The organism is Pantoea agglomerans (assembly GCF_021397715.1).
Lineage (GTDB): Bacteria > Pseudomonadota > Gammaproteobacteria > Enterobacterales > Enterobacteriaceae > Pantoea > Pantoea astica.
The window spans coordinates 1,051,357-1,073,239 of sequence record NZ_CP090207.1 but is presented as its reverse complement, the minus strand read 5'-3'; the positions used below and the strand labels follow the sequence as shown (position 1 = coordinate 1,073,239).

21 protein-coding genes are annotated in these 21,883 nt (G+C 57.1%); 15 read left to right on the top strand and 6 right to left on the bottom strand.

What is annotated here, in order from left to right:
• The first annotated feature begins 208 nt into the window (after positions 1 to 208).
• The gene (locus tag LZU96_RS05185) at positions 209 to 697 is read left to right on the top strand and encodes a cold-shock protein (RefSeq protein WP_031378050.1); all 489 of its coding nucleotides are present in this window, start codon (positions 209 to 211) and stop codon (positions 695 to 697) included.
• 323 nt (positions 698 to 1,020) lie between these two features.
• Positions 1,021 to 1,875: a PA4780 family RIO1-like protein kinase gene (locus tag LZU96_RS05180; protein ID WP_233987341.1), complete on the top strand. Its 855-nt coding sequence runs from the start codon at positions 1,021 to 1,023 to the stop codon at positions 1,873 to 1,875.
• Positions 1,876 to 1,949: 74 nt separating this feature from the next.
• On the opposite strand, the gene LZU96_RS23565 is transcribed toward LZU96_RS05180, so the two are convergent.
• Both LZU96_RS23565 and mgtA read right to left on the bottom strand, forming a co-directional pair.
• On the bottom strand, positions 1,950 to 1,997 hold the full coding sequence (locus LZU96_RS23565; protein WP_419149889.1) for a hypothetical protein: 48 nt from the start codon (positions 1,995 to 1,997) through the stop codon (positions 1,950 to 1,952).
• A gap of 49 nt (positions 1,998 to 2,046) precedes the next feature.
• Positions 2,047 to 4,749 carry a magnesium-translocating P-type ATPase gene (gene mgtA, locus LZU96_RS05175; protein WP_233987340.1) on the bottom strand — a complete coding sequence of 901 codons (2,703 nt, stop codon included), beginning with the start codon at positions 4,747 to 4,749 and terminating at the stop codon, positions 2,047 to 2,049.
• 657 nt (positions 4,750 to 5,406) lie between these two features.
• On the opposite strand from mgtA, the gene LZU96_RS05170 reads away from it, so the two are divergent.
• The 6 genes from LZU96_RS05170 (at position 5,407) to speG (ending at position 11,265) form a co-directional block, all read left to right on the top strand.
• Entirely contained in the window at positions 5,407 to 6,975 is a 1,569-nt protein-coding gene (locus LZU96_RS05170) for an ABC transporter substrate-binding protein (RefSeq protein ID WP_233987339.1), read from the top strand.
• Positions 6,975 to 8,027 (top strand): ABC transporter permease, encoded by a 1,053-nt coding sequence (locus LZU96_RS05165; protein WP_094119796.1) that lies wholly within the window; start codon positions 6,975 to 6,977, stop codon positions 8,025 to 8,027. The genes LZU96_RS05170 and LZU96_RS05165 overlap by 1 nt, the downstream gene beginning before the upstream one ends.
• Positions 8,024 to 8,881 carry an ABC transporter permease gene (locus LZU96_RS05160; protein ID WP_094119797.1) on the top strand — a complete coding sequence of 286 codons (858 nt, stop codon included), beginning with the start codon at positions 8,024 to 8,026 and terminating at the stop codon, positions 8,879 to 8,881. Before LZU96_RS05165 ends, LZU96_RS05160 begins: the two co-directional genes overlap by 4 nt.
• Complete coding sequence (locus LZU96_RS05155; RefSeq protein WP_233987338.1) at positions 8,871 to 9,701, top strand: ABC transporter ATP-binding protein; 831 nt, start codon at positions 8,871 to 8,873, stop codon at positions 9,699 to 9,701. The genes LZU96_RS05160 and LZU96_RS05155 overlap by 11 nt, the downstream gene beginning before the upstream one ends.
• Positions 9,694 to 10,371, top strand: coding sequence for an ABC transporter ATP-binding protein (locus LZU96_RS05150; protein WP_233987337.1), 678 nt, complete (start codon positions 9,694 to 9,696; stop codon positions 10,369 to 10,371). The genes LZU96_RS05155 and LZU96_RS05150 overlap by 8 nt, the downstream gene beginning before the upstream one ends.
• A gap of 348 nt (positions 10,372 to 10,719) precedes the next feature.
• Positions 10,720 to 11,265, top strand: a complete 546-nt coding sequence (gene speG, locus LZU96_RS05145; protein WP_003850356.1) for a spermidine N1-acetyltransferase — start codon at positions 10,720 to 10,722, stop codon at positions 11,263 to 11,265.
• Here speG and LZU96_RS05140 read toward each other — a convergent pair whose 3' ends face one another.
• The 4 genes from LZU96_RS05140 to LZU96_RS05125 all read right to left on the bottom strand — a co-directional run bounded on the left by LZU96_RS05140 (position 11,266) and on the right by LZU96_RS05125 (position 14,589).
• Positions 11,266 to 11,685 (bottom strand): hypothetical protein, encoded by a 420-nt coding sequence (locus tag LZU96_RS05140; RefSeq protein ID WP_233987336.1) that lies wholly within the window; start codon positions 11,683 to 11,685, stop codon positions 11,266 to 11,268. It abuts the gene before it with no gap.
• A gap of 97 nt (positions 11,686 to 11,782) precedes the next feature.
• Positions 11,783 to 12,718, bottom strand: a complete 936-nt coding sequence (gene mmuM / locus LZU96_RS05135; RefSeq protein WP_233988131.1) for a homocysteine S-methyltransferase — start codon at positions 12,716 to 12,718, stop codon at positions 11,783 to 11,785.
• Positions 12,708 to 14,120 carry an S-methylmethionine permease gene (mmuP, locus tag LZU96_RS05130; protein WP_409520430.1) on the bottom strand — a complete coding sequence of 471 codons (1,413 nt, stop codon included), beginning with the start codon at positions 14,118 to 14,120 and terminating at the stop codon, positions 12,708 to 12,710. The genes mmuM and mmuP overlap by 11 nt, the downstream gene beginning before the upstream one ends.
• A 133-nt stretch (positions 14,121 to 14,253) precedes the next feature.
• Complete coding sequence (locus LZU96_RS05125) at positions 14,254 to 14,589, bottom strand: DUF2002 family protein (protein WP_031376461.1); 336 nt, start codon at positions 14,587 to 14,589, stop codon at positions 14,254 to 14,256.
• A gap of 152 nt (positions 14,590 to 14,741) precedes the next feature.
• On the opposite strand from LZU96_RS05125, the gene LZU96_RS05120 reads away from it, so the two are divergent.
• The 7 genes from LZU96_RS05120 to proW all read left to right on the top strand — a co-directional run bounded on the left by LZU96_RS05120 (position 14,742) and on the right by proW (position 21,880).
• Positions 14,742 to 15,059 carry a DUF883 family protein gene (locus tag LZU96_RS05120; RefSeq protein WP_233987334.1) on the top strand — a complete coding sequence of 106 codons (318 nt, stop codon included), beginning with the start codon at positions 14,742 to 14,744 and terminating at the stop codon, positions 15,057 to 15,059.
• A gap of 299 nt (positions 15,060 to 15,358) precedes the next feature.
• Positions 15,359 to 15,601, top strand: coding sequence for a glutaredoxin-like protein NrdH (nrdH, locus tag LZU96_RS05115; protein ID WP_233987333.1), 243 nt, complete (start codon positions 15,359 to 15,361; stop codon positions 15,599 to 15,601).
• Positions 15,602 to 15,605: 4 nt separating this feature from the next.
• Positions 15,606 to 16,019, top strand: a complete 414-nt coding sequence (gene nrdI, locus LZU96_RS05110) for a class Ib ribonucleoside-diphosphate reductase assembly flavoprotein NrdI (RefSeq protein ID WP_094119807.1) — start codon at positions 15,606 to 15,608, stop codon at positions 16,017 to 16,019.
• Positions 15,989 to 18,127: a class 1b ribonucleoside-diphosphate reductase subunit alpha gene (gene nrdE / locus LZU96_RS05105; protein ID WP_233987332.1), complete on the top strand. Its 2,139-nt coding sequence runs from the start codon at positions 15,989 to 15,991 to the stop codon at positions 18,125 to 18,127. The genes nrdI and nrdE overlap by 31 nt, the downstream gene beginning before the upstream one ends.
• 8 nt (positions 18,128 to 18,135) lie before the next feature.
• The gene (gene nrdF, locus LZU96_RS05100) at positions 18,136 to 19,095 is read left to right on the top strand and encodes a class 1b ribonucleoside-diphosphate reductase subunit beta (RefSeq protein ID WP_233987331.1); all 960 of its coding nucleotides are present in this window, start codon (positions 18,136 to 18,138) and stop codon (positions 19,093 to 19,095) included.
• 497 nt (positions 19,096 to 19,592) lie between these two features.
• Positions 19,593 to 20,789, top strand: a complete 1,197-nt coding sequence (proV, locus tag LZU96_RS05095) for a glycine betaine/L-proline ABC transporter ATP-binding protein ProV (protein ID WP_233987330.1) — start codon at positions 19,593 to 19,595, stop codon at positions 20,787 to 20,789.
• The gene (proW, locus tag LZU96_RS05090; protein ID WP_233987329.1) at positions 20,786 to 21,880 is read left to right on the top strand and encodes a glycine betaine/L-proline ABC transporter permease ProW; all 1,095 of its coding nucleotides are present in this window, start codon (positions 20,786 to 20,788) and stop codon (positions 21,878 to 21,880) included. Before proV ends, proW begins: the two co-directional genes overlap by 4 nt.
• Positions 21,881 to 21,883 lie beyond the last annotated feature (3 nt).

The following is a 21,883-nucleotide window of genomic DNA, read 5'->3' as shown; positions in this document are numbered from 1 at the left end:
CGCCCTTCCCCATTTCTCTGCCAGCCAACTCATCGTGAGCACTTTCACAGCCTCAGATCCCTGATGGCCCGACACCGTTCAACGCGTCACCGGATTGCTCTCTTACCGGTCAGAAATTATCATTCACACGGATATAGTCTGCGCAGGCATTGTGCTTTACACTGCGCGCTGTAAAAAACTGAGTAGATAAACGATTAAACAGGCGGTAATGGCGATGAACGGAACAATCACAACCTGGTTCAAAGATAAGGGTTTTGGTTTTATCAAAGATGAAAACGGTGAGAACCGCTATTTTCATGTGATTAAGGTCGCCAACCCTGATCTGATCAAGAAAGATGCTGCAGTGACCTTTGAACCCACCACCAATAACAAAGGCCTGTCGGCCTATGCGGTGAAAGTGGTGCCGGAAAGCAAATACATCTTTATCGCGGGTGAGCGCATCAAGATCACTGCGATCAAATCTTACCTGGTCTACAGCGAAGAAGTGCCGGTCGACACCCGCATCGATAAAGAGAATCCGGTGCTGTCGGTGGGCGTGCTGCTAAGCAACATCCGACCGAAATCAGACGTAAAGCCCGGTGAAATGCGTTCACTGAAGAAGCTGGCAATCACTACTTTTCAGGGTTCGACCTTGATCTTCACCGAAGATGAGATCGACATCGAGAGCACGGTGAAGCTGCTCAAGGGTCTCAAGTAATCTCTGGCTGGCCGGAATCCTGCCCCTGACCCACGCAGGATTTCGCCATCCCGCTTCCGACCAGGTGAAGCATAACCTCCCGTCCGCTATGTTGTGAGCTGCCTTAGCCTCAGTGATTCCCCGGTCAGCCTGCCCGCTGACGCCACTGAATCCGCTGCTTCAGAGAAAACCATCGCGATCAGCCGAAGCGAGAAAGGATCATCTTCCTAAAACCTTTTTCCAGGGTAGAATTAGTCACTTCCTTTAGACGTTGCCAATTTTTTTCTATTATCGCCGTTGGTGTTATTGATACGAAAAGGGGCTGAAATAAGGTATAAAGCCGCATGAAAATCCCAAACAGAATCCAGCCTCTGGTCGATGATGGCCTGATTGATGACGTGCTTCAGCGACTGAAAAGTGGCAAAGAAGCTGACGTCTACACCGTGTTATGCGGTGACAAGATCCAGTGCGCCAAAGTCTATAAAGAAGCCACGCAGCGTAGCTTCAAGCAGGCAGTGCAGTATCAGGAAGGACGTAAAACCCGTAACAGCCGTAGCGCCCGCGCCATGCAGAAAGGCTCGAAGTTTGGCCGTAAGCAGCAGGAGGAGTCGTGGCAGACGGCTGAAGTGGATGCGCTGTTCCGTCTGGCGAATGCCGGTGTGCGCGTGCCGCAGCCTTATCTCTGCATTGACGGTGTGTTATTGATGGAGCTGGTAACCGACGCCAATGGCTCAGTCGCACCGCGCCTCAGCGATGTCACGCTCTCCGAAGAACAGGCGCTCACTGATTTCAACACCATGATCCGTAATATCGTGCGCATGTTATGTGCCGGTATCGTGCATGGCGATCTATCAGAGTTCAACGTGCTGCTTGACGATCAGGGCCCGGTGATTATCGACCTGCCGCAGGCGGTTGATGCCGCAGCCAACAACCACGCCGAATCGATGTTCGAGCGTGATGTTAACAATATCACCGCCTACTACGGTCAGTTCGCACCGCAGCTGTTGCAGACGCGCTATGCCAAAGAGATCTGGCTGCTGTATGAAGATGGCAAGCTGACGCCGGAAACACCGCTTACCGGGAAATTTGTGGAAGAGGAGCGCGTGGTCGATATGGATTCTCTGATGGATGAGATCATCACTGCAGAAGATGAATATTACGAGCGCCAGCGCGCCAGCCGTGAGCGCGACGAAGAGTAACTGCATCAAAAAAGGCAGCGAGTCGCCTCGCTGCCTCTCAATTACCGCACTATTACCTCACTATCACAACGCCCTCACCGCACGATCACCGTCAGCGCAATCAGCGTTAAACCGATGACCATCACGCCGACAAACACCTTATCAATCCGGTCATTTTTCATCGTCGCCTCCCTAGAACCACTGACCAAAGCGGCGGATATATAAACGTTTCATGCCCTGCGCCACCAGGCAGTAGCTGAACAGCGTCAGCACCAGCCACGGGAAGTATTGCCATGGCAACGGCACCAGCCCGACCATCGCGCCCAGCGGTGAGAACGGAATCGCAATCCCCAGTGCCATTATCGCCAGCGTAGTCAGCATCACCGGCAAGGTGGCGCGACTCTGGATAAACGGAATCTTGCGGGTGCGCAGCATATGTACCACCAGCGTCTGAGAGAGCAGCCCCTCAATAAACCAGCCGGACTGGAACAGCGACTGCACACCAGCGTGGTTAGCCCCGAAGATGAACCACATCAGCGCAAAGGTAGTGACGTCAAAAATTGACGAGGTTGGTCCCATCCACAGCATAAAGCGTTTGATGTTACCGGCATCCCATTTGCGTGGCTGACGCAGAAAATCCCGGTCCACTTTGTCCCACGGCAGCGCCAGCTGGGAGACGTCATACATCAGGTTCTGAATCAGCAGATGAATCGACAGCATCGGCAGAAACGGAATAAAGGCGCTGGCGATCAGCAGCGAGAAGACGTTGCCAAAGTTCGAGCTGGCGGTCATGTTGAGGTACTTGATGATATTGCCAAAGGTTTCGCGTCCTTTCAGCACGCCCTCGCCCAGCACCTGCAGATCTTTCTCCAGCAGAATAATATCCGATGAGGCTTTCGCCACATCCGCCGCGCTGTCTACGGAAATACCGGTATCCGCCGCCCGCAGTGCCGGCGCGTCGTTGATGCCATCACCGAGAAAACCCACGGTATGACCATTCTGTTGCAGCAGGCGCACCACGCGGGATTTCTGCTGCGGCGTCAGCTGCGCAAACAGCGTGCAGCGTTCCGCCTCCTGCGCCAGTTGCGCATCGTCCATCGCCTCGATCTGATCACCGGTCAGCATTGCCGGATCGCGCAGCCCGACATCCTGGCAGACCCGCAGCGTAACCAGCGGGTTATCGCCGGTCAGCACTTTCACCGCGACGCCGTGGTCGCGCAGTGCCTGAATCGCTTTACCGGCGCTCGCTTTTGGCGGATCGCGGAAGGTCAGCAGCCCTTCCAGCGTCAGCTCCCGTTCGTCACTGTGGCTGAGCGGCGCCTGCAAATCGCTTTCGCGCGTCGCCACCAGCAATACCCGATAGCCCTGCTGGTTATAGCGTTGGGTCAGCGCCAGCAGTTCCGCCCGCAGGCGGTCATCCAGCGGAACGATCGCCTCGCCCTGGCGGATAGTGCTGCTCACCGCCAGCATCTCTTCCACTGCGCCTTTGCAAATCAGCAGCGAGCGATGGCGCGCGAGATCTTCCACCAGCACCGAAACCCGGCGGCGCTCGAAGTCGAACGGCAGCTCATCAACCAGGTGAAACTGGCTGCGCCGGGTCTGGCAGATCACTTTGTCGCCCGCCATCAGCACCGCCCGATCCATCAGATTTTTCGCGCCGCTCTGGCTACCGCTGTTTAGCCATCCCAGCAACAGCACCTCTCCATCTTCCTCTCCCTGCGGGTTGAGGTGGTGGGCCAGCAGAATGGTGTCCTGGGTCAGCGTGCCGGTTTTATCGGTGCACAGCACATCCATGGCACCCAGGTTCTGAATGGCGTTCAGCCGCTTCACGATCACTTTGCGCCGCGACATCGCAATCGCGCCTTTGGCCAGGTTGGCGCTGACAATCATCGGCAACATTTCCGGGGTCAGGCCGACCGCCACTGCCAGCGCAAACAGCGTGGCATCCATCCAGTCGCCTTTGGTGAAGCCGTTGATCAGCAGTACCACCGGCACCATCACCAGCATAAAGCGAATCAGTAACCGGCTGACGCTGTTAACCCCGCGATCAAAAGCGGTCTGCGGACGGCTTCCGGTCAGCGAGGCGGCCAGCGATCCAAACCAGGTTTCAGCGCCCGTCGCCACCACCACCGCGCTGGCCGTGCCGCTGGCGACGCTGGTGCCCATCAGACAAATGTTATTGAGCGTCAGTAACTCCTGGGCGGATTTGCCCTGCGGATCGACGGCGAGATTGCCGCTCTGTTTCTCTACCGGCAGCGATTCACCGGTCAGCACCGCTTCGCTGATAAACAGATTACGCGCACTCAGCAGCCGGACATCGGCAGGCACCTGATCGCCGGTACTTAACAGAATCACATCGCCCGGCACCAGTTCACGCATATCCACATCATGACGCTGCGCGGTGTCACTGGCGGCTTCGCGCCGCAGCACCGTGACCTGGGTGCGCACCAGAGACTTCAGCGCCTGCGCCGCACGGTTGGTGCGAAACTCCTGCCAGAAGCGCAGCAGACCACTCAGCAGCACCATGGTAGTAATGATGATCACCCCGGAGAGATCGGTTTCCTGACCGGCCCGCAGCGGCAGCAGATAGTCAGTAAACAGACTCACCAGCGCCAGCACCAGTAAGACGTAAATAAACGGATTGTTGAAGGCCATCAGTAACTGAATCAGTGCCGGTGGCGCTTTTTCATGGGCGACCTCATTCGGACCAAACAGCGCCAGGCGGGCCGCCGCTTCGGTGTGGGTCAGGCCGTCCCGATCGCTACGCAGGTTCGCCAGCGTGACGTCGACAGGCTGGCCCGCTTCACGGGCAATCGCGAATAGTTTTTGATTTTTTTTGGTTGTACGGTTGGCGTCAGATTTGATCGCAACCTGTTCCAGTTTCATGTCGCTCATTTCGACATCTCCCTGATTTAAAGCAATAGTTGTCCTGCACGCCCAATAAGGCATGCGGAGAAAACCTGGCGTTGCCGGGTTATTTAAAAGGGTAACCTTGCGGGATCGTCCATATATCCCTCCTTTGTTCAGAAATAATGGGGCGCAGAAAGTCACGCGGCGCGAAATTAGCGCAACGTAATATCAGGCAGAAAGCGGAGATCGGGCGTAGCCTGGGCTACGCCAGACGAGGTGGAGGAAAAAGAGCCAGAATAAACAGGAACATAATGCGCACTCACTCAGCTAACAGGGTGATGAAAAAGGAGCGCAATCGTGACGAAAAGAGAGGATTGCTGCCCGCCGGTTGGCAAGCAGCGAAGAAAATTCAGCTTGCCATAATAAAAATAAATTTAGGGTGACTGTCCAACTGAATTCTCCAGAAATAATTTGACGCTATTATAAAGAGAGGAAGGTCAGGGTAAAGCGGCAATAAGAAAAATCATCATTTCGTTGAGGTGCCGTTTCCGGAATAGACGCAGCGGCGCAACAAATATGTCACCTTCTTATAACCACAACCTTACTCTTATGCCTTTTTGGCATATGATTAGCCCATATTCGACTATTCTTCGCATCGGCCCTTTCGTAAACTCGCGTAACTTTTTAAGGCAAGGAAATTTCATGAAAACTATAATTCCATCACTGCTGGCGCTGACGCTGGCTGCCGCCTTCTCTGCTCAGGCTGCGACACCAAAAGATACGCTGGTCATTGCGCAGTCTACTGACGATGCCGATAGCTTCGATCCGGCCAAAGGTTTTGAACTCACCAGCGTGCAGGCCTTCACCAATATTTATCAGCGTCTGGTCCAGTCCGACCCACAAAATCCGGTCGATCTGAAACCCACGCTGGCAACCTCCTGGCAGCCCGGCAGCGACAACCGCAGCCTGACCTTTGAACTGCGTAAAGACGCGAAATTCTCCACCGGCAATCCGCTGCGTCCGGAAGATGTGATCTTCTCGCTGGGCCGGGTAGTGAAACTGAATCTCGATCCCTCTTTCATCCTGACTCAACTGGGCTGGACCAAAGATAACGTCGATGGCTTCCTGAAGAAGGTCGATGACAACCATGTGCAGATCAGCTGGACCGCCAACGTCAGCCCGACCTACGTGCTGAGCCTGCTGTCAGCACCGGTTTCGTCAATCATCGACGAGAAAACCGCGATGGCCAATCAGAAGAACGGCGATTTCGGTAACGGCTGGCTGGCGACCCATTCTGCCGGCAGCGGCCCGTACCAGATCCGTAAAGTGGTGATGCATCAGGTGGTGCTGCTGAGCGCGAACCCAACTTCGCCGGCTGGCGCACCAAAAATGAAGAACATCCTGATCAAGAACGTGCCGGAACCGGCGGCGCGTCGCCTGCTGCTGGAACAGGGTGATGCCGATATCGCCCGTAATCTCGGTGCTGACCAGATTGCGGCATTGAACGGCAAACCGGGCGTGAAGACCGAAGCGATTCCAATGGCCTCGCTCTACTACATTCAGTTCAACATCGGTGCCAACGAGACGCTGAAAAACCCGGCATTCTGGGAAGCGGCGCGCTACCTGTGGGATTACAAAGGCATCGCCAACGAGCTGCTGAAAGGCCAGTTCGACGTGCATCAGACCTTCCTGCCAAAAGGTTTCCTCGGCGCGATCAACGACACGCCATACAGCTACGATCCGGAAAAGGCCAAAGCGATTCTGAAGAAAGCGGGCCTGACCAACGTCAGCTTTAAACTCTCCACCAGCAACCAGCCGCCTTACCTCGACATCGCCCAGGCGCTGCAGGGCAGCTTTGCCAAAGGTGGCGTGAAAGTGGAAGTGGTACCGGGCCTGAGCTCCGAAGTCTCCACCAACGTCAAAGCGCATAAGTATGAAGCGACGCTGAATGCCTGGGGTTCAGACTATTTCGATCCCAACACCAATGCCGCCTCTTTTGCCTATAACCCGGAAGATGGCAGCAAAACCATCGCCTTCCGTTCTGACTGGCACATTCCTGAGCTGAACAAGCAGGTGATTGCGGCGACCGCAGAAAGCGATCCGAAAAAACGCGTGGCGCTGTATGAAGCGATGCAACGTGACGTGATGAAAAGCTCACCTTATGTGATTGGGATGCAGGCGAAAAACCTGATCGCCCTGCGCGACAACCTGAAAGGTTATGTGCAGGGCATTAACCCTGACATGGTCTATTACTCGCAGGTCACGAAGTAATGGCACAGTCTGTGACGACAGCCGGGTTCGCCCGGCTTTTTTGGCAACGTGGCGGACGGCTGATCGGCAGCCTGCTGTCGCTGCTGGTCACCCTGCTTGGCCTGCTCGCCTTCACCTTTATGCTGTCGCACCTGTCGCCGATCGATCCGGTGCAGCAGATCGCTGGCGATCACGCCAGTGAAGCGACCTACGCCCAGGTGCGCCACGATCTCGGGCTGGATCAGCCGGTGCTGGTGCAGTTCTGGCGCTATGTGTCCCATCTGGCCCAGGGCGACCTCGGCGTGTCGCGGCTGACCAATCAGTCCGTCAGCAGCGACCTGATGACCACCTTCCCCGCCACCATTGAGCTGGCCACCTGCGCGATGATCTTCGCCGTGGTGTTCGGCGTGACGCTGGCGCTGCTGGCGGCGTGGAAACCGGGTAGCTGGATCGATAATCTGGCGCGCTTTATCTCGCTGCTGGGCTATTCGGTGCCGGTGTTCTGGCTCGGCCTGCTCGGTCTGCTGCTGTTTTATGCGGTACTGCACTGGTCTGCCGGTCCGGGACGGCTGGACGATATCTGGGTCTATACCCTGGAGCCGAAAACCGGCTTTGTGCTGATCGACAGCTGGCTGTCGGGTGAGCCGGAGATGTTTCGCAACGCCATTGCCCACCTCTGGCTGCCGGTGGTGATCCTCGGGCTGCTGGCGATGGCGGGCATTACCCGTCTGCTGCGCGCTGCGCTGCTGGAAGAGAGCAGCAAAGAGTATGTGGTACTGGCGCGGGCCAAAGGGGCCGGTCGGGTCCGCATCCTGCTGCGCCATATTTTCCCGAACGTGCTGGGCACGCTGGTGACGGTGATCGCCCTCTCCTACGCCACGCTGCTGGAAGGCTCGGTACTGACAGAAACCGTCTTCGCCTGGCCGGGTGTCGGCCGCTACATGACCAACGCCCTGTTCTCCGGCGATGTGCCGGCGATTCTCGGCTCTACCCTGTTGATCGGTAGCTGCTTTATTCTGATTAACACCCTGGCGGATGTTTTAACCTGGTTAACCGACCCGAGAACCCGATGACGCAACAACTCTCTGAACTCGAAACGCTGCGGCCACGCCGTCGTCGTCAACGCGTGACCTCGTTAACCGTTGGGCTGACGCTGGTGGCAATCCTGATCCTGATGGCGCTGCTGGCACCGCTGATTGCGCCGTTCGATCCCAATCTGCAAACCATGTCGAGCCGTCTGCTGGCGCCGTCAGCACAGCACTGGTTCGGCACCGACGGCTTTGGCCGCGATCTGCTGTCGCGAGTGATTTACGGTGCCCGTCCGACCCTGCTGCTGGTGTCGCTGATTCTGGTGCTGACCATACCGGCCGGGCTGCTGATCGGCATTACCGCCGGTTACGTTGGCGGCTGGACGGAACGCCTGCTGATGCGGATTACCGATATCTTCCTGTCGCTGCCCAATCTGGTGATTGCGCTGGCGCTGGTGGCGATTCTCGGTCCTGGCCTGATGAACGGCGCGCTGGCGCTGGCGCTGACCAGCTGGCCGCCGTTTGCCCGTCAGGCGCGCGCCGAAACGCTGGCGCTGCGACGGAGCGACTACCTCGCCGCGGCACGGATGCAGGGCATCACCGGCTTTCGCCTGATGTTCGGCCACATTCTGCCGCTCTGTCTGCCGACCGCCGTGGTGCGTGCCGCGCTGAGCCTGGGCGGCATCATTCTTGCCGCGGCCGGTCTCGGCTTCCTGGGTATGGGCGTTCAGCCGCCAACCGCCGAATGGGGTTCGATGGTGGCCGAAGGCAGTAAAGTGATCTTCGACCAGTGGTGGGTCGCCGCCGCACCGGGCGCCGCCATTCTGTTTGCCAGCCTGGCCTTTAACCTGACAGGCGACGGCCTGCGCGACCGACTGGATACCCGTCATGCCAGATAAACTGCTACACGCCGAAGGGCTGACCATTCGTAGCGACGATGCGCTGCTGGTCGATAATATTGGTTTTACCATTGGCCGCGAGCGCGTGGCGCTGGTCGGTGAGTCCGGTTCCGGCAAGTCACTGACCGCCCGCAGCCTGATGGGCTTACTGTCGCCCGCGCTGCATCTGCAGGCCAGCCAGCTCCAGGTGGCCGGCGAAAATGCGCTGACGCTGAGCGAGCGTCACTGGAGCCAGCTGCGCGGCAACCGCGTGGCGATGGTGATGCAGGACCCGAAGTATGCCCTGAACCCGACGCGTACTATTGGCTGGCAGGTTGAAGAGCCGCTGATCCTGCACCGTCGTCTGAGCCGTGCCGAACGCAAAGAGAAAGTGTGCGAGATGCTGGATGCGGTCGGCCTGCCCGATCCGCGTCAGCTGATGAAACAGTATCCGCACCAGCTCTCTGGCGGCATGGGCCAGCGCGTGATGCTGGCGATCGCCCTGATTACCGATCCCGATTTCCTGATTGCCGATGAACCAACCTCGGCGCTCGATCATGCGATGCGCGATCAGGTGCTGGCGCTGATTCGCGGTCTGGTGGAAGCGCGCAACATGGGGCTGCTGCTGATCAGTCACGATTTGCAGCAGGTGTCGGAACACTGTGAGCGGGTGATGGTGATGTACAAAGGCCGTCTGCTGGATACCCTGCCCGCCGCTGAACTGCCGCGAGCGACCCATCCTTATACCCGCACGCTGTGGGCCTGCCGTCCGGGCAAAGCAACCCACGGTCAGGTGCTGCCGGTGCTGGATCGCGCGGCGCTGGAGGCCAGTCATGATTAAGTTGCAGGATCTCAGCGTCGCCCATAAGCAGGGCTACGAGTTGCGCACCGTGGTGCACGAGGTCAGCCTGGAGGTGAATGCCGGAGAATGTTTTGGTCTGGTGGGGCCTTCCGGCTGCGGGAAGTCATCGCTGCTGTGGGTGCTGGCGGGTCTGAATCCTCACTGGCAGGGCCGGATGCAGTTAGCCGGTCATCAGGTTGAGCCGGGCAAAGCCTTTACCGGCGCGCTGCGTCAGGAAGTGCAGATGGTATTCCAGGACCCTTATGCTTCGCTGCACCCGCGTCACCGGCTGCGCCGTACCCTGGCGGAGCCGCTGAAGCTGCTTAAACGCGACAATATCAACGATCGCATCGATCAGGGCTTTCGTCACGTCGGGCTCGATCCGACGCTGGCCGATCGCTATCCGCATCAGCTTTCCGGCGGTCAGCGTCAGCGCGTGGCGATAGTCCGCGCCCTGCTGTTGCAGCCGAAGATCCTGCTGCTGGATGAGCCAACCTCGGCGCTGGATATGTCGGTGCAGGCGGAGATCCTCAACCTGCTGAACGATCTCAAGCGTCAGGATGGCTTAACCATGGTGCTGGTGAGCCACGATCCGGACGTGATCGATCACATGTGCGATCGCGCGGTACGGATGGCGCAGGGCCGCATCATCGAACAGATCGGTGCCTGACAACTGCCGGACGGTCCCTGCCGTCCGTCCGGCGTTGACGGCTGCAGCGACTGTAAAGTTTCACTGCGGATCGAGCCGCTAATCTCCGCCTGCAGCAGCATGCTGCGGGTTGCCGTCATCAACACCGCTGCACTTTGCCCTCTTCTGCGCCTGTCACCCGGCGAACATTTCACGGTGGTATCGTCTTATCCAGACAACCCTGCGCCAGCTTCCTTATCCCGCAGGTAAAGCTCACTGTTGCGCAAAGAGTCAGCCGTGGTGATGCGTTCAGTTAGTGCATCCTGCGCAATATTGTCATCTGACGGGTGCGGTATACTCGCCGCCATCTTGTAACGGAAGGAAAAGAAAATGACGGTTAAACTGCGTCCGCTTGAGCGGGAAGATCTGCACTTTGTGCATCAGTTAGACAACAACGCCAGCGTGATGCGCTACTGGTTCGAGGAGCCGTATGAGGCTTTTGTTGAACTGTCGGATCTCTACAACAAGCACATTCACGATCAGACTGAACGGCGCTTTGTGGTGGAGCACAGCGGGCAGAAAGCGGGACTGGTTGAGCTGGTCGAGATCAATCACGTTCATCGCCGCGCCGAGTTTCAGATCATCATCGATCCGGCGCATCAGGGCAAAGGCCTGGCGACCCAGGCGGCTAAACTGGCGATGGATTACGGCTTCTCGGTGCTGAATCTCTATAAGCTCTACCTGATTGTCGATCAGGAGAATGAGAAGGCGATCCACATCTATACCAAGCTCGGCTTCGAGATCGAAGGCGTGCTGAAGCATGAATTTTTTATTAACGGGGAATACCGTAACACCATCCGCATGTGCATTTTCCAGCATCAGTATCTGGAGCGCCATAAAACGCCAGGCGGAATGGTGAAGCCAACCGCGCAGTAATCAGCCGCGCGCGCCGACCGGGTTCATAAACGGACGTGGATGCTCTGGCTTGAGGTCGTACATGCCGCCGTAGAAAGGATCGACCAGCAGCCAGCCGGGGAAACCGCCCAGCGGAATGTTGCCCAGCAAGTACCACAGGTTCGCGCGTGCTTCGATCGGCATCGTCACCGGCACATAGCCAGGACACTCCAGCATCAGCAGATAGTGTTTCTTGCCGAAGTAGCGACCGGTGGATTTCGCCAGCTCAACGGTCTGCGGCGTGAAACCCTGTGCAACCGCGAAACCGCGTTCATCCTGTACGGTAAAGCGCGCACCCTGCGGCAGCGAGTCGATGCGGACCAGTTGGGTTTCATTGCCGACAATGGTGGCACAGCCGCTAAGCAGCAGTGCGGCGGCCAGAGCCAGAATTCGCTGTTTCATGAAGGGTTCCGCAAAAAGGTCAGGAAGCACAGTGTAAACCGCCCTTCCCGCCTTTTCACGCGCCTCAATCGGGCTATCATCGCCCGATTCAGCCATCTTATTGCGGTTGACAAGCGTGCGCGATAGCCGCGATGTCCTGGGGTGAGGTGCGACAGCAGCCGCCGATCAACTTCGCGCCCGCCTGTTGCCACTCATCCAGCTTGTCATGCAAGGTGCAGCCCGACGGCGCTGAATGCCAGGTTTTGCTGCTGGCGTCATACTGTTCGCCGGAGTTGGGATAGACCACCAGCGGCTTGCTGGTCAGCGACTGGAGCTGCTGCAGCGCTGGCGTCACGCTCTCCAGCGCTACGCAGTTGACGCCCAGCGCCACCACCTGCGGCTGAGTGTTCAGCCAGGCGACCACCTCTGACAGCGGCGTTCCGTCGCTGATGTGGCCCGCGTCGCGCAGCGTAAACGAGAACCAGGCGGCGCTGTGCGGAAATTCGGTCAGCAGTTTTGCCAGCGCCTGCGCTTCAGCAAAAGATGGCAGCGTCTCGCAGGCCAGCAGATCGGCTCCGGCCTCCAGCAGCGCCGCGATGCGCGGGCGATGAAACGCCATCATCTCCGCTTCCGGCAGCGCGTAGTCGCCGCGATACTCCGATCCATCCGCCAGAAATGCCCCGTAAGGCCCGACCGATCCCGCCACCAGCAGGGTTTTCTCCTGAGATTGCGTCGCCAGATAATCTTCGCGCGCGCGCCGCGCCAGTGCAACGCTCTGCGCAATCAACGCCAGCGACTGCGCCTGATCCAGCCCGCGTGTGGCAAAGCCCTGCGGCGTTGCCTGATAGCTGGCGGTAATCGCACAGCGTGCGCCGGCGACAAAATAGTCGTAGTGCACCTGATAGATCAGTTCAGGATTCTCCATCAGCACTTTGGCTGACCACAGCGCATCGGCCAGCTGGCAGCCACGCGCTTCCAGTTCGGTGGCCAGCGCGCCATCGAGGATCAGCAGCGGCGATTCAGACAGAGCCTGCGCGACAGGATTATGCGACATCATTAGCCTCCTCAGGCTTTGGCGATGATTTATGGGTCAGATGGTAAGCGGCATAGCAGAGCAGCACAAACGGAATGCCGCACCACAGGGCGATGCGCTGGGTCGGATCGAACGCCAGGCCGACGCAGGCCAGCAGACAGAGCAGAAACCCGAGCACCGGCGTCAGCGGATAGAGCGGCGCACGGTAGGCCAGTTGCGCCAGCGATTTTCCCTGCTGCAGATGACGGCGACGGAAGACAAAATGGGAAGCGCAGATGCTGAGCCAGACGGCGACCACCGCAAAACCGGAGATCGCCGACAGCGCCACAAACACCGTATCCGGCGCGACCACGCTGGAGATCAGCGCCAGCAATCCGCCAATCATGCTGACGGTAATCGCCAGCAGCGGTACGCCGCGCTGATTCACCCGGGCAAAAGCGCGCGGCAGGGTATTTTCATTCGCCAGCGACCAGAGCATCCGGCCGGAGGCATAGAGTCCGGAGTTGGCGGCTGACAGAATGGCGGTCAGGATAACAAAGTTGATGATATCCGCCGCCCAGGGCACGCCGATCTTTTCAAAGACCAGCACAAACGGACTTTTAACGATCCCGGCCTGATCCATCGGGATCAGCGCTGCCAGTACAAACACCGTGCCGATAAAGAAGATGATCAGCCTGGCTACGGTGGTGCGGATCGCCAGCGGCAGCACTTTCTCTGGCTGCTGGGTTTCACCGGCCGCGATGCCAATCAGTTCGGTGCCGGAGAAGGCAAAGTTCACCGCCACCATGGTCATCAGGATCGGCAACACGCCGTTCGGCAGCCAGCCGTGCGCGGTGATATTGCTCAGACCCGGCGCGGGCGTGCCATCTTTCATCGGGATGAAGCCGAACATCGCGGCACCGCCCAGCACGATGAAGGCAACGATAGTGATCACTTTGATCAGCGAGAACCAGAACTCCCCTTCCGCGAAGAAGCGGGTCGAGATGACATTCAGCAGATAGATTGCACAGCAGAACACCAGGCACCAGATCCAGACCGGGATCTGCGGAAACCAGTACTGCATACAGAAGCCCGCCGCCGTCAGGCTGGAGCCCAGCGCCACGGTCCATGTCAGCCAGTAGAGCCAGGCCACGGTGTAACCGGTTGCCGGGCTGAGATAGCGCGCCGCGTAAACGTGGAAGGCGCCGGTTTCCGGCATCGCCACAGAGAGCTCGCCGAGGCAGACCATCACCAGCCACACCACTAATGCGCCAATCAGGTAAGCCAGCAGGGTTCCGGCCGCGCCGGTGGTGGAGATAATGTAGCCGGTGTTAAAAAACAGCCCGGTGCCAATGACGCCGCCCAGCGATAACATCACCAGATGGCGCACTTTCATGGTGCGTTTGAATTGATCCTGCGCGGGGTTTTGCTGTTCGCTCATCACTTTTATCCGTATGGACGTCTAAACATCTATAGTGGAGAGTTTTATACGCGTCACAGGCGGGAATTGCAATGGACTGGCGGGATGGGAGGATAACCGATGCGTTCAGTGCCCCGTCGCGGCGGGGCCTGATGCGTTAGCCGAAAACGCTCTGTAAATAGCGTTCCAGCGCCATGCGGGAACTGAATCCGTGCGGGATGCCGTAGTGTTCCTGTGAATCACCCGCCAGGTAGAGAGGGAATTGGGTGTAGTGATCGCAGGTCTTCATTTCAGAAGCCGGTTCAGCGAACGGCTGGCTCTTCTCTTTCAGTGTCGGGTGAATCACCAGCGCCGTGCGCCCCATGCGCGCTTCGCGATTCACATAAACGTAGTTGTCACCCCGGCGATAGCCATATGCCCGTGGCGTTATTTCGTCTACTTCAAAACCCGCTTTTTCCAGTACGCGCGCTACCTCATCTGGTCGTAAATACATGCTCGATCCTCTCCTCTTTCAAAAGCTTCGCAACCTTACAACAGCATGACAGAGTGGGCATTCGGAATTTTCCCTAAAGGCCACTCTCGCGTCTCGTTTATCTCAAGGTCGTCTACACTAGTATTACGTTTTAAAACAAAGGGAGCCAAAAAATGTTTAATCGAACCGTAAAAAACGATGACATTGATATCAATCAGGATGTTAACGAACTCGCTGATTCACTTGAAGCACTGCTGAAATCTTACGGCAGTGATGCCAAAGATGAAGTGGACTCCGCACGCAGCCAGGCAGAAGCTCTGCTGAAACAGACTCGCGCAAAACTGAACGGCGGCAGCAACCGTGTGGCGCAGGTCGCCCGTGATGCCGGTACACAGGTTGATACCTATGTGCATGATAAGCCGTGGCACGGTGTCGGCGTCGGTGCCGCCATCGGTCTGGTGTTTGGTGTACTGCTGGCTTCACGCCGCTAAAACGCCTCCACCTTCTCTGAGCCTCGCCCTGTGCGGGGCTTTTTTATGCCCATTTTTTGAGCGCCAATATTTACAAATCATTTTTTCGGCCCTGAAGGCGCAGCGTCACTGGCTTTGTCCCGTTCCGGCAAATGCAAATCTCAAAACCCTATATCTGGTGGGCTTGACCCAATAAAACGCTACATCTAGTATTTACCTCATCAGCACGACAGTCGATGTCCGCCCAGACGAAGCCCGATATTTACCACTTCTGCTTCGTTTCCCGGCATCAGAACCGCATACAGAGGGAAATACGAATCATGCGCATTATTATTTACACTAAAGATAATTGTGTCCAGTGCAACGCCACTAAAAATGCCATGGACCGTCAGGGCATCGCCTATCAACTGATCAATCTGGATAACCAGCCAGAAGCGATCGACAACCTGAAAACGCTGGGCTATCGCCAGGTGCCGGTGGTGATGGCCGATGATGATCACTGGAGCGGCTTCCGCCCGGATAAAATCGCCTCGCTGCGCCAGCTCTCTGCTGTCGGAGGCTAAGGCGATGTTCCCACTGGTCTACTTTTCCAGCCAGTCGGAAAACACCCACCGCTTCATCCTGCGCCTGGGCTTGCCGGCCCGGCGCATTCCGCTCGATGCTAAACAGCAGTTACACACCAGCCAGCCTTACATTCTGGTGGTGCCGAGCTATGGCGGGGGCAGTAGCCGTGGCGCAGTGCCGCGCCAGGTGATCCAGTTTCTGAATGATGAAGGCAACCGCCGCGGGATTCGTGGGGTGATAGCCGCCGGTAACCGTAATTTCGGTGCCGGTTACTGCCTGGCCGGCAGCATCATTGCAAAAAAATGTCAGGTTCCCTGCCTCTATCGTTTTGAGCTGATGGGAACCCCCGACGATATCGCGAAAGTTAAAGCGGGAGTAACCCAATTTTGGCAACAACAGATACCCTCAACGCCGTGACGCTGGATTACCACGCGCTTAACGCCATGCTCAACCTGTACGATGCCGACGGCCGGATTCAGTTCGATAAGGATCAGGAAGCGACGCGTCAGTTTTTCCTGCAGCATGTGCAGCCCAATACGGTGCCTTTCGCCACTACCGCTGAGCGGTTGCGCTACCTGGTGGCGGAAGGTTATTACGAAGCGGAGGTGCTGAACCAGTACGATTTCGACTTCCTGCTGGCGCTGCATGAGGTGGCGGATAACCGCGGCTTTGAATTTAAAACCTTTCTCGGTGCCTGGAAATATTACACCAGCTACACGCTGAAGACCTTTGACGGCAAACGCTATCTCGAAACCTTTGAGCAGCGCGCCTGCATGGTGGCGCTGACGCTGGCGCAGGGTGACGAAAACCTGGCGCGTTTGCTGCTGGAAGAGATGCTCAGCGGTCGGTTCCAGCCTGCGACGCCAACCTTCCTTAACTGCGGTAAGCAACAGCGCGGCGAACTGGTCTCCTGCTTCCTGCTGCGTATTGAAGACAATATGGAGTCGATTGGCCGGGCGGTGAACTCGGCGTTACAGCTGTCGAAACGCGGCGGCGGCGTCGCCTTCCTGCTGTCGAACCTGCGCGAGGCGGGCGCACCGATCAAACGCATCGAAAATCAGTCATCGGGCGTGATCCCGGTAATGAAAATGCTGGAAGATGCTTTCTCCTACGCCAATCAGCTCGGCGCGCGTCAGGGCGCAGGCGCGGTATGGCTTAACGCTCACCATCCCGACATTTTCCGTTTCCTTGACACCAAACGCGAAAATGCCGATGAGAAGATCCGCATCAAAACCCTGTCGCTCGGCGTGGTGATCCCCGATATCACCTTCCAGCTGGCGAAAGAGAACAAGCCGATGGCACTGTTCTCACCCTATGACGTGGAGCGTATCTACGGCCAGGCGTTTGGCGATATCAGCATCAGCGAAAAATATGACGAGATGCTGGCGGATGCGCGTATCCGTAAAACCTATATTCAGCCGCGTGATTTCTTCCAGACGCTGGCTGAGATTCAGTTCGAGTCCGGCTATCCCTACATTATGTTTGAGGACAGCGTGAACCGCAGTAACCCGATCGCCGGTCGCATCAATATGAGTAACCTCTGCTCCGAGATTCTGCAGGTGAACAGCGCCAGCGAGTACTTTGACGATCTCAGCTATCGCCGGGTTGGCAAAGATATCTCCTGTAACCTCGGCTCGCTGAATATTGCCCACGCGATGGATTCGCGAGACCTGGCGCGCACCGTTGATGTGGCCGTGCGCGCTCTGACCTCGGTTTCCATGATGAGCGAGATCGGCTCGGTACCGTCGGTAGCCGAAGGTAACCGTCGCTCACATGCGATTGGCCTCGGTCAGATGAATCTGCACGGCTATCTGGCGCGTGAAGGCATGGCCTACGGCTCGCCGGAAGCGCTCGACTTCACCAATCTCTACTTCTATTGCATCACCTATTACGCGCTGCGCACCTCGAACCAGCTGGCTCGCGAACGTCAGCAGAGCTTCGACGGTTTTGCTGACTCGCAGTACGCCAGCGGTCGCTATTTCGATAAATACATTCAGCGTGAATGGCGTCCGCGCACCGAACGCGTCGCGCAACTGTTTGCGGATGCCGGTATTACGCTGCCGACCCAGGCGGACTGGCAGGCGCTGCGTGACGCGGTGATGCAGCACGGTCTGTTTAATCAGAACCTGCAGGCGATTCCGCCGACCGGTTCGATCTCCTATATCAACCATGCGACATCGAGCATTCATCCGATCGTCTCGCGCATTGAGATCCGCAAAGAGGGCAAAACCGGTCGCGTTTATTATCCCGCGCCGTTTATGACCAACGACAATCTCGATCTCTATCAGGATGCGTATCAGATTGGGCCGGAAGCGATTATTGATACCTACGCCGAAGCCACGCAGCACGTCGATCAGGGCCTGTCGCTGACGCTGTTCTTCCGCGATGACGTCACCACGCGTGACATCAACAAAGCGCAGATTTACGCGTGGAAAAAAGGCATCAAAACGCTCTATTACATTCGTCTGCGCCAGATGGCGCTACAAGGCACAGAGGTTCAGGGCTGCGTCTCCTGCGCACTGTGATAAAAACTATGCAACTAAAACAAATTCAGGCAATTAACTGGAACCGGATTCAGGATGAGAAAGATCTTGAGGTCTGGAACCGTCTCACCAGCAACTTCTGGCTACCGGAAAAGGTGCCGCTTTCCAACGATCTGCCCGCCTGGCAGACGCTGGATAACCAGCAGCAACAGCTGACCATCCGCGTCTTCACTGGCCTGACGCTGCTCGACACCATTCAGAATGTGATTGGCGCGCCGGGGCTAATGGAGGATGCGCTGACGCCACACGAAGAGGCGGTGCTGTCGAACATCAGCTTTATGGAGGCGGTTCATGCCCGCTCCTACAGTTCGATCTTCTCGACCCTGTGTAATACGCAGGATGTCGATGCGGCCTACCAGTGGAGCGAAGAGAATGTGCCGCTGCAAAACAAAGCGCGCATCATTCTTGAGCACTACCGGGCAGATGATCCGCTGAAGAAAAAAATCGCCAGCGTGTTTCTGGAGTCGTTTCTGTTCTACTCTGGCTTCTGGCTGCCGATGTACTGGTCAAGCCGCGGCAAGCTGACCAATACCGCCGATCTGATCCGTCTGATTATTCGTGATGAGGCGGTCCACGGTTACTACATCGGTTATAAGTTCCAGAAAGCGCTGGAAACCGCTGACGATCTGCGTCGCGAGGAACTGCAACAGTTCGCTTACGACCTGCTGCTGGCGCTGTATGAGAATGAAGTCGCCTATACCGAAGCGCTCTATGCTGATGTCGGCTGGGTCGAAGAGGTGAAAACCTTTTTGCACTATAACGCCAACAAAGCGCTGATGAACCTGGGTTATGAGGCACTGTTCCCGGCGGAACTCACGGCGGTGAATCCGGCTATCCTGTCTGCGCTTTCACCGAACGCGGATGAAAATCACGATTTCTTCTCCGGTTCCGGCTCTTCCTATGTGATGGGAAAAGCGGTCGAAACCGAAGACGAAGACTGGAACTTCTGATCCCTGCCGGGCGTGCTGCCACCGCGCCCGGACCTTACCGGTATCCCCTTCCCTGCCCGCCAGTTGCGGTTTAGTTGAGCAGATGGCAGCTCGTGCCGCCTCGCGAAACCCTTTTTTTCGCTGCACTTCAGCCGGTCAAAAGAGTTTTTGATCAGTGGCAATTATTCACCTGAAATTTGCGATTATTCAGATAATTATTTTACGCTGTCAGGCGCCATTATTTCGGTAATATTTCCCGTTTGCAGGCGCTAATTTCCCGCCTTTACGGCCGAAAACCGGCCAGAAGGCCAATAAATTCCACTTCCTTTCATAAAAAATTAATCTGCGCTGATCCCTTGTGAGCACTGGCGATAATCGGCATCAGCCCGCCAGCGGCTACGCCAATATCCGCCATCAGGGTTGTCAGATAATCTCAGTATGCTACGGTATGGCCTGCTCAAATTTCAGCGGGACAGGCAGAATAATATTAAATAATTTAACCAGGATTTAATGACTGCATGGCAATAAAACTCGAAGTAAAGAACCTCTATAAGATATTTGGCGACAATCCGGATCGCGCATTTAAATATATTGAACAGGGTGCAACCAAAGATGTGATTCTGGAGAAGACCGGTCTTTCTCTCGGAGTAAAGAACGCCAGTCTGGCCATTGAAGAAGGCGAGATATTCGTCATCATGGGGTTATCCGGTTCAGGAAAATCGACCATGGTTCGCCTTCTCAATCGTCTGATAGAGCCGACACGCGGCCAGGTGATTATTGATGGTGTCGATATTGCGAAAATATCGGATAGCGAACTGCGCGAAGTTCGCCGAAATAAAATCAGCATGGTATTCCAGTCATTTGCTTTGATGCCGCATATGAATGTCATAAATAATACCGCCTTCGGCATGGAATTAGCCGGAATAGCGCTGGCTGAACGGCAGGAAAAAGCATTAGAGGCGTTACGCCAGGTTGGCCTGGAGAATTATGCTCATGCTTACCCGGATGAACTTTCCGGCGGCATGCGTCAGCGTGTTGGATTAGCCCGCGCGCTGGCGATTAATCCCGACATATTATTAATGGATGAAGCCTTCTCTGCGCTGGACCCGTTGATTCGAACCGAAATGCAGGATGAGCTGGTCAATTTACAGGCCCGCCATCAGCGCACCATCGTCTTTATTTCCCACGATCTGGATGAAGCGATGCGTATTGGCGATCGTATTGCCATTATGCAGGGCGGCGAAGTGGTGCAGGTCGGCACACCCGATGAGATCCTGAATAATCCCGCCAATGACTACGTGCGCACTTTCTTCCGCGGCGTCGATATCAGCCACGTCTTCAGCGCCAAAGATATCGCCCGTCGCAGCGCCGGCGCGTTAATCCGCAAAGCGGCCGGTTTTGGTCCACGCTCCGCCATCAAACTGCTACAGGATGAAGATCGCGATTACGGCTACGTGCTGGAGAAGCAGAAATTCATCGGTGTGGTCTCCACGGATTCACTGAAAGCGGCGCTGGCAGCCGGCGAAGGGCTGGACAGCGCGCTGCTCGACGCACCCGTGGCGGTTCCTGCCGATACCTCACTCAACGATTTGCTCTCTCACGTTGCTCAGGCGCCCTGCGCGGTGCCGGTAGTCGGAGAAGAAAATCAGTACGTCGGTATCATTTCCAAAAGCACGCTGTTGCGCGCATTAGATCGTGAAGGAGCCCAGCCATGAGTCAGGAAACCAGCAATCCGTGGGATACCGCCAGTGCTGCTCCCACCAGCAGCCAGGCCGCACCGGCCACCAGCGGCGGCGCTGACGCCTGGGGCGCGCCGGATGGCAGCGCGACACCGGATGCCGCCAGCAGTGACTGGCTGCACAGCGCACCGGCGGCCCAGCCAGAACATTTCAATCTTCTGGACCCGTTTCACAAAACCTGGATACCGCTCGATCACTGGGTGACTAACGGTATCGACTGGGTAGTGAATCACTTTCGTCCGCTGTTCCAGGGGATTCGGGTACCGGTCGATTATATTCTTAGCGCGTTCCAGCAACTGCTGCTGGGGATGCCCGCGCCGGTAGCCATCCTGGTCTTCGCGCTGATCGCCTGGCAGATTGCCAGCCCGGCAATGGGGATCGCAACGCTGATTTCGCTGGTGCTGATTGGTGCGATTGGTGCCTGGTCGCAGGCGATGGTGACGCTGGCGCTGGTTCTCACCGCGCTGCTGTTCTGTATCCTGATCGGCCTGCCGCTGGGGATCTGGCTGGCCCGCAGTCAGCGCGCCGCACGCATTGTCAGGCCGCTGCTGGATGCGATGCAGACCACACCCGCCTTCGTTTATCTGGTGCCGATTGTCATGCTGTTTGGTATCGGCAACGTGCCTGGCGTGGTGGTCACCATTATCTTTGCCCTGCCGCCGATTGTGCGTCTGACGATTCTCGGGATTAAGCAGGTGCCTGCCGACCTGATCGAAGCGAGTGAATCCTTCGGTGCCAGTCCGCGTCAGCTGCTGTTTAAAGTGCAGCTACCGCTGGCGATGCCGACCATTATGGCAGGCGTTAACCAGACCCTGATGCTGGCGCTGTCGATGGTGGTGATTGCCTCGATGATTGCCGTCGGCGGTCTGGGCCAGATGGTCCTGCGCGGCATTGGCCGTCTCGATATGGGTCTGGCGACCGTCGGCGGCGTCGGCATTGTGATCCTCGCCATCATCCTCGATCGTCTGACTCAATCCTTTGGCCGTGATAACCGCAGCCGTGGCAACCGTCACTGGTACCACAGCGGCCCGATTGGCCTGATCCTCTCTCCGTTTCGTAAGAAATGAGTT